11 protein-coding genes are annotated in these 11,039 nt (G+C 37.8%); 3 read left to right on the top strand and 8 right to left on the bottom strand.

Annotated elements, in window-relative coordinates:
* Positions 1-127 precede the first annotated feature (127 nt).
* The 3 genes from rpmB (at position 128) to F3H01_RS04005 (ending at position 1,788) form a co-directional block, all read left to right on the top strand.
* Positions 128-319 (top strand): 50S ribosomal protein L28, encoded by a 192-nt coding sequence (gene rpmB / locus F3H01_RS04015; RefSeq protein WP_149724929.1) that lies wholly within the window; start codon positions 128-130, stop codon positions 317-319.
* A gap of 23 nt (positions 320-342) precedes the next feature.
* A complete protein-coding gene (locus tag F3H01_RS04010; RefSeq protein ID WP_021090478.1) occupies positions 343-1,473 on the top strand; it encodes a potassium channel family protein in 1,131 nt (376 codons plus the stop codon).
* Between the two features lie 114 nt (positions 1,474-1,587).
* Entirely contained in the window at positions 1,588-1,788 is a 201-nt protein-coding gene (locus tag F3H01_RS04005) for an HP1242/YdcH family protein (protein ID WP_149724928.1), read from the top strand.
* A gap of 25 nt (positions 1,789-1,813) precedes the next feature.
* On the opposite strand, the gene epsC is transcribed toward F3H01_RS04005, so the two are convergent.
* From epsC to lptE, 8 genes are all read right to left on the bottom strand, one after another.
* The gene (gene epsC / locus F3H01_RS04000; RefSeq protein ID WP_149724927.1) at positions 1,814-2,365 is read right to left on the bottom strand and encodes a serine O-acetyltransferase EpsC; all 552 of its coding nucleotides are present in this window, start codon (positions 2,363-2,365) and stop codon (positions 1,814-1,816) included.
* A gap of 4 nt (positions 2,366-2,369) precedes the next feature.
* Positions 2,370-3,275 (bottom strand): cysteine synthase A, encoded by a 906-nt coding sequence (cysK, locus tag F3H01_RS03995; RefSeq protein ID WP_149724926.1) that lies wholly within the window; start codon positions 3,273-3,275, stop codon positions 2,370-2,372.
* Positions 3,276-3,393: 118 nt separating this feature from the next.
* The gene (locus tag F3H01_RS03990) at positions 3,394-4,062 is read right to left on the bottom strand and encodes an endonuclease III domain-containing protein (protein ID WP_149724925.1); all 669 of its coding nucleotides are present in this window, start codon (positions 4,060-4,062) and stop codon (positions 3,394-3,396) included.
* On the bottom strand, positions 4,059-4,823 hold the full coding sequence (locus F3H01_RS03985) for an ATP-binding protein (RefSeq protein WP_149724924.1): 765 nt from the start codon (positions 4,821-4,823) through the stop codon (positions 4,059-4,061). The genes F3H01_RS03990 and F3H01_RS03985 overlap by 4 nt, the downstream gene beginning before the upstream one ends.
* Complete coding sequence (gene mfd / locus F3H01_RS03980) at positions 4,820-7,765, bottom strand: transcription-repair coupling factor (protein WP_149724923.1); 2,946 nt, start codon at positions 7,763-7,765, stop codon at positions 4,820-4,822. Before mfd ends, F3H01_RS03985 begins: the two co-directional genes overlap by 4 nt.
* On the bottom strand, positions 7,746-8,948 hold the full coding sequence (locus F3H01_RS03975; RefSeq protein WP_149724922.1) for a Mur ligase family protein: 1,203 nt from the start codon (positions 8,946-8,948) through the stop codon (positions 7,746-7,748). Before F3H01_RS03975 ends, mfd begins: the two co-directional genes overlap by 20 nt.
* Complete coding sequence (locus F3H01_RS03970; protein WP_149724921.1) at positions 8,945-10,519, bottom strand: GGDEF domain-containing protein; 1,575 nt, start codon at positions 10,517-10,519, stop codon at positions 8,945-8,947. The genes F3H01_RS03975 and F3H01_RS03970 overlap by 4 nt, the downstream gene beginning before the upstream one ends.
* Positions 10,500-11,039: an LPS assembly lipoprotein LptE gene (gene lptE, locus F3H01_RS03965; RefSeq protein ID WP_087585715.1), complete on the bottom strand. Its 540-nt coding sequence runs from the start codon at positions 11,037-11,039 to the stop codon at positions 10,500-10,502. Before lptE ends, F3H01_RS03970 begins: the two co-directional genes overlap by 20 nt.

Genomic DNA, 11,039 nt, shown 5'->3' with positions numbered 1-11,039 from the left:
TAGACAAAGTTGTTATTTTAGCTAGATTATTAATAAAAATCAATTCTTTTAAAAAAATCTATTTAAGCATTACTTTTGTTTGTTTTAGATAAAATCAGCAGAAATTTTTGTTTATGAAGGAAAAAAAATGTCAAAAAGATGTGCGATAACAGGCAAAGGACCGATGATAGGCAACAATGTGAGCCATGCTAACAATAAAACTAAAAGAAGATTCTTGCCAAATCTTAGAACGATTCGTGTTACACTAGAAGATGGTACTACAAGAAAGATACAAGTTGCTGCTTCTACTCTAAGAACGATGAAGAAACAATCAAACTAAGAATATAAAATGAAGAGGAATTTATGTCTTTTCTCTCAAGACTTTTAAAATTCCTCAACTGGTCAAACTCTACAAAACCAGAAATAAGCCTAGATACTGAGCTTTACGAACAATTAAAACCTTTTAGATTTCCACTAATTTCAGTCGTATTACTGTTGCTTTTTGGAACATTAGGTTATGTCTTAATAGATAATTTCTCACTAATAGATGCCTTTTACCAAGCTGGTATGACTTTTACAACAGTTGGTTTTACCGAAGTTGCTCCAATAACTCCAAAGGGCAGAATTTTTACTATCACATTTATACTTATTGGTTTTATTATATTTACACTATCGATTGGTATTGTGGTTGAGGTTTTAAAAAGAGGTACATTAATTAGCATTTTAAAGGAACGACGCATGCTTTATAGGATCGCAAGACTAAAAAATCACTTCGTTATTTGTTATCACAATCTATACACAATCGAACTTAGTGCTCAATTTCGCGAAAATCATATACCTTTTGTAGTGGTCGATGATAGAGAAGATATCGCAGAGCTAGCTCAAATTTATAAATATCCATATTTCATAAAAGCTCAGCCACACACACAAATTGCCTTTTTGAAAACACATCTATCAAGCGCAAAAGGACTTATAACTCTTAGCTCAAATATTGCTGATAATATCGCCCTTATAGCATCTGTAAGACTTTATGAAAAAGAGATAGGTCGCAGAAAGCCTTATCATATCATCACAAATGCAGAGACAGAAGACGATACGCAAAGATTAAAAAAATTAGGCGCTGACAATGTAGTAAGCCCATCTCGCTTAGTCGCGCAGCGGTTAAGTGCTATGAGCGTAAGGCCGGACATGGAAAATTTATTAGAGCAGTTTTTGTATACAAAAAATTCACCTATTGATATAGAAGAAATTCTTGTGCCTGATTACTCTTGGATAAGATTTAAAAGATTAAAAGAGACTCATCTACGAAATATTACAAATGCAGATATAGTAGGCATTAGAGATATAAATAATAATTTTGTGCCAATGCCAAATGGTGACACATTAGTAGGAACAGGATCAAAGCTTTTAGTCATCGGTACCGTTGATGGAATACGTCTAACCAAGCGCGTTGTAAAAAGCAAACATAAACCTGAAGAATTCAAATACGTATAAAATAAATTTTCTACTCGCTCTTTTTAAAAATTTAAGCAATGTCTTGGCACCTTTTTTATATCCAAGCATTTACAAAGTCTTGATAAAATTTCTCAAATTTTTATAGGAGCCGATATGTTACATGAATATACAGACCTTATAAATGAGCTAAAGAAAACCGATGCTCGTTTTGCTACTCTTTGCAAAAAACATGATGAGCTAAATAAAAAAATAGACGACAATCTAGTAAAACCATCTGAAATCGATAATTTAAAGAAAGAGAAGTTAAAACTAAAAGACGAAATTTATGCTCAAATTTTAAAGCATAAAAAGTAAGAATAAATTTATCTAATCTTTAAGGTTAGATAATAAACTCTGGTTCAAATTTTGTCCCATTTACTCGAACTATTCTTGCTGGTATACCAACGACTGTCGCGTTTGCTGGGACATTTTTTAGTACGACTGAGTTTGCGCCGATCTTAGCATTTTCGCCGATCGTTATGGCACCAAGTATTTTCGAGCCAGCTGCGATAGTCACGCCATTTTTTACAGTCGGATGTCTTTTGCCACACTCTTTTCCAGTGCCTCCAAGTGTTACTTGATGATACATCATCACATCATCACCTATCTCTGCTGTCTCACCGATAACCACACCCATACCATGATCTATGAAAAATCTCCTGCCGATCTTTGCGCCTGGGTGGATCTCGATGCCTGTTAAAAATCTTGCAATTTGCGAGATGAGCCTAGCTAGAAAAAAACGCTCTTTTTTATATAGAAAATGAGAAATTTTATGAAACAAAACCGCATGGATGCCAGGAGTGTTTATAAGTATTGCCAAAAAGCAACACTTATGTACCGATGGGTCTTTTTCATGAACAGTTTGAACTAGCTCCTTTAGACTATCCCACATATTTTTATGCTCCGTAAAGCTCTGTACTTAGGTATCTCTCGCCGTTATCTGGAGCTATGAAAAGTACTTTTTTGCCAGCACCAAGTCTTTTAGCCACTCTTTTTGCAGCCACGTAAGCAGCACCACCGCTTATACCTATCATGAGTCCATCACTTTTTGCGATTGCTCTAGCTGCGTTTAGTGCGTCATCGTTGCTTACTTTTTCTACTTCGCTAACTAGGCTCATATTCATAGTATTTGGTAAAAATCCAGCTCCAATGCCTTGAATTTTATGTGGTCCTGGGTTGCCACCACTTAAAACCGGCGATGCTTCAGGCTCAACTGCGATGATCTTAGTATCATAGCCCTTTTCTTTTAAAATCTTTGCTACGCCACTTATTGTACCACCTGTGCCAACACCAGCTACAAATGCATCAAGCTTACTAAAATCAGCCACAATTTCAGCAGCTGTTGTTAGTTCGTGAGCTTGTGGGTTATACTTGTTTTCAAACTGGCTTAGCATTATATGATTTGGCTGAGCTGCTAGCTCTGTAGCTCTTGCGATCGCTGCCTTCATACCACCAGACGCTGGAGTAAGCTCAAGCTGTGCGCCATAAGCAGCCACTATTTTGCGTCTTTCGATACTCATGCTCTCTGGCATGCAAAGTATCACTTTAAAACCAAGTGCAGCACCGCACATCGCTACACCAATGCCAGTATTTCCGCTCGTTGGCTCAACGATAGTATCACCATATTTTAGCGTACCGTCAGCTAGCATTTTAGTTATCATATTAAATGCGATCCTATCTTTTACAGAGCCACCTGGGTTAAAAAACTCTAATTTTACATAAATTTCGGCTTCATCAGCACCTGTTTTTATCTTTACAATAGGTGTATTACCAATCGTTTTAATGATGTTATCGTAAATCATCACTCCTCCTAAATTAAATAAGATAAATTTTGTGTAAATTTAGCACAGAATTTTAAAATAGATTATAAAAAGCCCCAATCTTTGGCAAATTTATAAAGAGTTGTTACATATTAGTAGTTTAATTTTTAATGCTACTTAATATTTTTTGACCATTTTGGCTTAAAATTTTACCTTTGAAATTCTCTTTACAAAACTCCAAAATAAGAGCATGGTAGAGTTTTAAAATTTCAACCTCATCAAATTTCTCGCTATCAAGAAATTTATAAATTTCATCATAATCAAGCGAGCTAAACCACTCAGCAGCCTCGTCGTAGCTCTCAAAAATATAGTCAAAATACGCCATTATCCTAAGTGCATAAGCATCAACGACCATATATGACCTGCCACAAGCATATGCCAGTATTGCATCACAAGTCTCAGCTCCAACACCTTTTACGCTTATGAGCCACTCACGGCTGGCATTTTCTTTAAAATTTTCAAAGCTCTCGAATTCATTTTTTATAGCCAGACAAAGCGTCTTTAGCCGTTTTGCCTTTGTGTTATAAAAGCCACTTGGCTTTATAAGCATGGCAAGTTCGCTGTTTTCAAGAGAACAGATACCATTTAGGCTATCTTTACCTGCGTTTTTTAGATTAGTTAGAGCTTTTTCTACGTTTTTCCAGTTGGTATTTTGCACTAAAATAGCGCCTAAAATGATCTCAAAAGTGCCCTCGCCTGGCCATTTTAGCTCGTCTAAATTTCTACTTTTGTGATTTAGCAAAGCTATGAACAGATCTGTTGATCTCATTTTAAATTTTCTTTAAATGTAAGATAAAACTGCTTTGCTGTTCTGCCACTTCTGCTGGCTCTAAGTGTTGCGAAATTTTTAGCAAGCGTATGAAGCTCATCTTTATTGCCTTTATAGTCTTTAAAGTAAAAATCAACCATTTTTAGGTACTCATCGTAGTTGCCTTGATAAAAGCTGATCCAAAGACCAAAGCGATCTGAGAGAGAAATTTTCTCCTGAGCTGCGTCGCTGTAGTGGATTTCTCCATCTATTAGCTCTGAGTTTTCATTTTCGCTTTTAAACTCGCTTATTAGATGTCTGCGGTTTGAAGTGGCGTATAAAAGGACGTTTTTTGGCGGCTTTTGGATAGAGCCGTCCATTATAGGTTTTAGAAATTTATACTCATTACTGCCATTTTCAAAGCTTAGATCATCACAAAAAATGATAAATTTAAACTCACTCTTTCTGATCTCATCGATGATATCACCAAGGTATTTTAGATCCTCGCAGCCGATCTCAATGATGCGAAGTCCCTCTTTATAAAACTTAGTAAAAACAGCCCTTACAAGGCTTGACTTGCCACATCCTCTCTCACCCCAAAGAAGCACGTGATTTGCCTCGTCGCCAGCTATAAAATTTCTAGTATTTTTTAGCAAAATTTCTTTTTGTTTCTCTAGTCCATAAAGTGAGTCGATATCGACAAAATCGATATCCTCGACCGGCTTTAACATCCCTTTTGTGCTCTTATAAATCGCTGCGTATTTCACACCCCAATCTATCATTTCTTATCCTTTCTTAGATAGACCAAAATTTCAGCCAAAACATCGTCATCGTCCTTGCTACGTGACTTTAGCCTAATTTTCTCATCATCATTTTTTGTTATTAGTATATTTTGTTCGCTATTTGAGATCGTTTTTATACTAGCTTTTAGGGCTAAAATTTTGATGATGATGACATCTAAAAACTGCTTTGTAAATATATCTATTTTGCCAAATCTATCCTCAAGCTCGCTTTGTATCTCATAGACCTCGGCTACCTCTTTACACTTGCTAAGGCGCCTGTAAATTTCAAGCCTTAACCTATCTTCTCTTATAAATTCTTGATTTAAAAAGGCGCTCACACTAAGTTTTAGATCGATCTTATCAAGCTTTGCGGAGTCTTGATTAAGAAGCTTGTTGATCTCGTCTTCTAGCATCTTTAGATATAGCGAGTAGCCGATAGCCTCGATGTGGCCGCTTTGCGCCTCGCCGATGATGTTGCCGCCACCCCTTATCTCAAGGTCGTGATAGGCTAGCACTGAGCCAGCGCCCAAAAATGAGTTGCCTTCAAGTGCCACAAGGCGTTTTAGAGCGTCTTTGCTAATGGCGTTTTTATCTTCTACCAAAAAGTAGCAGTAGGCCTGCTTGTCGCTTCTGCCTACACGTCCGCGGAGCTGATGTAGGTCAGCCATGCCAAATTTATTAGCATTTTCTACGATTATGGTGTTTGCATTTGGCAGGTGGATGCCGCTTTCAACGATGCTGGTGCAAAGCAGCAAGTCATACTCGCCCCGCTCAAATTTCATCATCTCATCTTCAGCAACTTTTGCATTTATCTTTGAGTGAAGTATCAAAATTCTAAGCTTTGGCAAAATTTTTCTTAGCTCATTTGCCGTCTGCTCGATGTCTGCGATGTGGTTGTGGATGTAAAAGGTCTGCCCACCGCGTCTTAACTCACGCATGATCGCCTCTTTGACGACCTTTTCGTCCCACTCTCTGACACTTGTTCTCACATCCAGCCTCGAGCTTGGCGGAGTGGCTAAAATGCTATATGTTTTTATCTTGCTAAGCGCCATATTTAGGCTTCTTGGTATCGGCGTGGCGCTCATACTTAGGATGTGTGAGTGCTGAGAAATTTCTTTTAGCTGCTCTTTTTGCTTAACGCCAAATTTATGCTCTTCATCAACCACGATAAGCCCTAAATTTTCAGCCTTTACGCCAAGAAGCGCATGCGTACCCACACAAACTATGGGCTCATTTTCTTTTAGCGCTTTTTGCAGGCTTGATTTTTCTTTGGCGCTTGAGAAGCGATCCAGCCTAAAAACCTTTATGCCAAATTTGCTAAATCTCTGGCTTAGCGTCTTGTAGTGCTGCGAGCTAAGAAGCGTCGTTGGCACGAAGAAAAATGCGCTAAAGCCTGATTTTATGCAGGTAAATATGGCATTCATCGCAACTTCGGTCTTGCCAAAGCCAACATCTCCGCTAAGCAGCCTGTCCATCACCTTGCCGCTTTTTAGCTCATCTTTTATATCATTTACCGCTTTTTGCTGGTCGCTCGTATATGAAAAGCCAGCGTCTTGGACGAAATTTAGATAAGAGATATCCTCTTTTTGTAAAATTTTGCCTGCGATTAGCTCCCTTTTTGCCGCCATCGCCACGATCTTTGAGGCGATCGCGAAAAGTTTTTCTCTAACCTTCTCTTTTATCTTGGCAAAATTTGCCTTGCCTAAGCGATCAAGCACCGCCATAGAGCCATTTTGCGCGATGTAGCGATCTATCAAATTTAGATGCTCAACCGGCAAAAGAAGCTTGTCGTCATTTTGGTAGGCGATAACCACAAATTCCTTTGTCGCGCCCAAAACCTTGATCTTTTCAAGCCCCAAAAATCTGCCTATACCATAATCTTCATGCACGACGTAGTCATTTACTTTTAACTCGTCCACCACGAGACTTGAGCGCTTAACTCGCCTTTTTTTCTCAAATTTATTAAGTGATACTACGATCTTGTCGCTTGAGGTTAAATTTACCACAAGGGGCGAAATTTCAAGCTTTACATTTGCAAAGCCATCAAGCTCATAGCCCTTAAAAAGTCCCTCATTTCTTGAAAGAACGGTTATACTTTTGCTCTTATTTAGCTCAAAAAAGTCAAAATTTAAAGTAACTTCTAGATCTTTATAGACCTTTGGCTCGGGTAAAATTTCAATACCCTTAAATTTATCTTCAGGCACATCATAAATTTCAAAATCGATCTTTTTAACAAGCTTTGAGTCAAATTCTTTTAAATAGTCACTAAAGCTATCTATCACCCAAAATCCAAGCGAATTTAGATCGCTCACCAAGGCATCGCTTTGCATATCCTCGATCTTTTGGCTAACTTTTTCAAACTCATCTTTGCTCAAATTTGCGATAAACGGCACGATCTCGGCTTCGCTTAGCTCGGCTTTGTTGCTAATTTGCGTGGCGGTGTTGTAGTTTCTGATACTCTCCACCTCATCGCCAAAGAGTAAAATTCTAACAGGATCGTCCATATTTACGCCATAAATGTCGATCACTTCGCCGCGAATGCTAAACTCGCCAACGCTCTCAACGATATCGACGCACTCATAGCCAAAGCGTATGAGTAAGTCAGCAAATTCGCTTAAATTTAGATTATCTTTTAGCTTGATCGTTGAGCTTTCTAGGTTTTTTTGCGTTGGAAGTGGGTTTAAAAGCGTGCTAAATGGGCTTATGATGATCTTTTTGCCATCAAATTTATAGTATTTGCTAAGAACGGATGAAATTTCAAAGAGCTCTTCGTTAAAACTTCTTAGATCATCGCCCTTTTTAGCTCTAAAATCAGGTAGTTTAAATGCGCTAAAGCCAGCAAAACTAGCCGCATCAGCGCAGAGTGCCGCCTCTTTGTCATCTTCACAGATGAGAATTTGTGGGGCGTGTGTTAAAAGATACTCATAGACCTTTGCTTGCATAGTACTCTTTTAAAAAGGCTTCGACTAGATGGAATGAGCCAAAAGCTAGATAAATTTTGCCGTTTTTTGCCTCTTTTATATCATTCATATCGCTTGGCTCAAACTCTCTATGTGAAATTTCAAGCTCATTTAGCGCTTTATTTATGAGCTCTCCGCCAAGCTCCCTGCCCTCGCAGTGGTAGTGATAAAGTAGCACATCCTCGACGACTGGCTTAAGAGCTGCCAAAACCGCTTTGAAATCTTTATCTAAAAATGAGTTATAAACTAGTGTTAGCTTCTTGTCACTAAACTCTTTAGAGCTAAATTTCTTAGCAACAGCCTTTGCGCCAAGCTCGTTGTGACCGACATCAGCGTATAAATTTGAAGCGATCTTTTCGCATCTACCTCGAAGCGTAAGAGCACCAAGCTTTTTTATGTCTATACCGCTCTCTAAAATTTTAGCAGCAGCGTAGGCTAGAGTTAAATTTGATCGTAAAAACTCTGGTAGGTTAAATTTATCCGCGTAGTTTGCAATCTCGTTTAAATTTTCTTTGGCTAAAATTTCTCTTGGAAAGCTCAGAGTTGTGCCTTTTTTGCTTGCGATCTCTTTTGCAATAGCCACACTTATCTCGTTCATCTCATCATTTAAAATAGCTCTTGCGCCCATGGCTTCAAATTTGGTGCGTGAAATTTCTTCTAAGCTATTGCCTAATATCGCTGTGTGATCAAAGCCGATCGGAGTAAAAATGCTTAGCTCTTTTTCAAAGACATTTGTCGCATCAAGCACACCGCCCATGCCAGCCTCGCAGACAAAGTAGTCGCAACCCTCAAAAAGCACCGCAGAAAGCAGCGTCATATACTCAAAATAGCTCGTTTTTACCTTGTACTCGTCGCTTAGAAGTCCTTGCAAACGCTCATGAGCTGCCTCTAAAATTTCATCACTAGCGACCTCGCCTTTTAGCCAAAATCGCTCGTTAAATTTAAATATATGAGGGCTTGTGTAGTGCCCGACTTTTGCACCGTTTTGGCTTAAAATTTGCGCTAAAAAGCGGCCAGTGCTGCCTTTGCCATTTGTACCGATGATGTGAATAATCTTAAATGGCTTTATATGTTCTTTTATAGTCGCATACGCTCTAATAATCCTACCATAATCAATCTCTTTGTAATAAAGTGGTTTGCCATCAAGAAATTTAGCTAGGCTCATTTTTCCTCGATTATCTTTGGCATTACTTGATTTCTACCATTTTCTTTTGAGAGATAAAGCATCTTATCAGCAGCCTCAAGCGTCATCGTCTCACTTAAATTTGCACTTCTTGTCGCTATACCAGAGCTGATAGTAACCTTAATACGCTCGTTTTTATAGATAAATTTGAAATTTTCTATCATACTTCTTAGCTTATCCCCAAATTTAACACTATCTTTTAAGCCAGTACTTGGAAGCAAGATTACAAATTCTTCACCGCCATACCTACCGACAAAATCAACCTTTCTGGCATTTTTCTTAAGCACTTGAGCTACCGCTGAAAGAATAACATCTCCAGCCTCATGCCCATAAGTATCGTTTATGCTTTTGAAATAATCAATATCAACAAAGCAGATAGAATAATCAGTCCCATAGCGTTTATACGCTTCTTCGATGCGTTGAATCTCGTTCATCAAAGCACGCTTAGTAGATACCTTTGTCAAAAAGTCTTCTTTGCTCTCCAGCTTAGCTTCCTCAAGCTCTTTTTCAAGACTATTCACTCTGTTTTGAAGCTCTAAAATAGTAGCTTGCCTATTGTGCATCTCGATACCAAGCTCTTTGCTCTCGATCTCCAAAGCACCAGCGATCTCAATAAGCATGCTTCTTACTTGATCAATGCTATTTGTATTTAAATTTACATTTTTTAGATCATTTTTAATGCTTTTTACTTTGTCAGAACTACTTTGCGAGCTAACTGCAATATCAGAAATTCTCTCGCTTATATTTTGCAAGACATTATTTAGCGAACCAACTTTTTCGATGATTTCCGTTCTGTCTTCTTCTATTCTGCGATCAACAAATGCCTTTACCTTTTCTTGAAATTCTTTGCTATTTAAGGTTTTAGGATTTTGCTTCAAAGCACTTCTTATCGCACTAAGCTCTTCATCAAGATCCTTTGTAATAGAAGGTTCAAGAGTAAGGCTTAAAAGCTGAATTAAAACATCCTCTTCGCCATCTTCATCTTTTTGTGTAAGAAATTTCTCAAGTTCAGAACTCATTGTCTTTAAATCATCAAAATTTCTAACACCATAATATTTCAAAAATTCTAAAAATTCAGTGTCGTAAGAGCTAACAAAGTCAAACCATCTAAGGCACATCTCTTCAAGATTTTTCTCATCATATCTTCTAGCAAGTAACTGCATACTTTGCTCTGCTAAGCTTTTTGCATCTTTATTGTGAAGCATTGAGATAGCTTGGAGAATTCTTCTAGCAAATGCGTTTAGTGATTGTAATTTTTTATCATCAGCCACAAGACCTGCTCCTTGTTGAGCACCTCTAGAGAGCCTAGCAGTCATAAAAGCGACAAGCTCATCGACCGTCTTTATATGAAGGCTCAAGGCTTGATTTTTATATTCATCACCAAGCCTTGAGATATATTTTTCTATCTTTTTACTCTCTTCTGTTGTAAAGCCATATTTTTTAGAAATTTCATTATAGACTTCAGTGTAATTCTCTGGCGTTAGCATCAAATGGCGATCTTTGATCTCATTTAAGGCTTCCTTGACTATTTGACTAACGGTTACTGCTGCCATTTCTATATCCTTTTACCGCTAAACTTGCGATATACTCATCAAAGGCCTCTTTTGATGCCTCTTTGATAGCTTCGTATTTTTGAGTATCACTAAGAATACTGTCGGCAAATCTTACATCTTTTTGACGTCTTGCGACACTAAAGTCATACTCGCCAGTGGCTGGAATATCAACTACGGTGCCATCTTTAAATTTAGTCTTATAATTTAAGCTTAAATGTGCTTTGTATGACGTAATGTAGCCAAACTCATCATAAATTATTGCTTCGTAATTTAAATCTTTTACCGAAATAATTATCGAAGTATCAGCACTCTCTTTACTTGATAAATTTTTATGTAGCCTTGCGACCATGCCCTCTTTTACAGCATCCTTTATCCAAACACTATTTTTTGGCTCTTCTTTGCTGATAATCACATCAACATAAATTTTATCGCCAACTAGATCATGTGTGATCTTTGAAACTGGTTTATAACCACATCCGCAGATAAATATCGTAATAAAAAACGCTAAAAAATATCTCAA

Source organism: Campylobacter concisus (assembly GCF_902460875.1).
Classification (GTDB): domain Bacteria; phylum Campylobacterota; class Campylobacteria; order Campylobacterales; family Campylobacteraceae; genus Campylobacter_A; species Campylobacter_A concisus_AA.
The sequence above is the reverse complement of the archived record's forward strand: the minus strand, read 5'-3'. Positions and strand labels throughout refer to the sequence as shown.

What these genes read in the sequence shown, in the direction of transcription:
- rpmB (WP_149724929.1), top strand. Translation starts at nt 128, where the DNA reads ATGTCAAAAAGATGTGCGATAACAGGCAAAGGACCGATGATAGGCAAC.
- F3H01_RS04010 (WP_021090478.1), top strand. Translation starts at nt 343, where the DNA reads ATGTCTTTTCTCTCAAGACTTTTAAAATTCCTCAACTGGTCAAACTCT.
- F3H01_RS04005 (WP_149724928.1), top strand. Translation starts at nt 1,588, where the DNA reads ATGTTACATGAATATACAGACCTTATAAATGAGCTAAAGAAAACCGAT.
- epsC (WP_149724927.1), bottom strand. Translation starts at nt 2,365, where the DNA reads ATGTGGGATAGTCTAAAGGAGCTAGTTCAAACTGTTCATGAAAAAGAC.
- cysK (WP_149724926.1), bottom strand. Translation starts at nt 3,275, where the DNA reads ATGATTTACGATAACATCATTAAAACGATTGGTAATACACCTATTGTA.
- F3H01_RS03990 (WP_149724925.1), bottom strand. Translation starts at nt 4,062, where the DNA reads ATGAGATCAACAGATCTGTTCATAGCTTTGCTAAATCACAAAAGTAGA.
- F3H01_RS03985 (WP_149724924.1), bottom strand. Translation starts at nt 4,823, where the DNA reads ATGATAGATTGGGGTGTGAAATACGCAGCGATTTATAAGAGCACAAAA.
- mfd (WP_149724923.1), bottom strand. Translation starts at nt 7,765, where the DNA reads ATGCAAGCAAAGGTCTATGAGTATCTTTTAACACACGCCCCACAAATT.
- F3H01_RS03975 (WP_149724922.1), bottom strand. Translation starts at nt 8,948, where the DNA reads ATGAGCCTAGCTAAATTTCTTGATGGCAAACCACTTTATTACAAAGAG.
- F3H01_RS03970 (WP_149724921.1), bottom strand. Translation starts at nt 10,519, where the DNA reads ATGGCAGCAGTAACCGTTAGTCAAATAGTCAAGGAAGCCTTAAATGAG.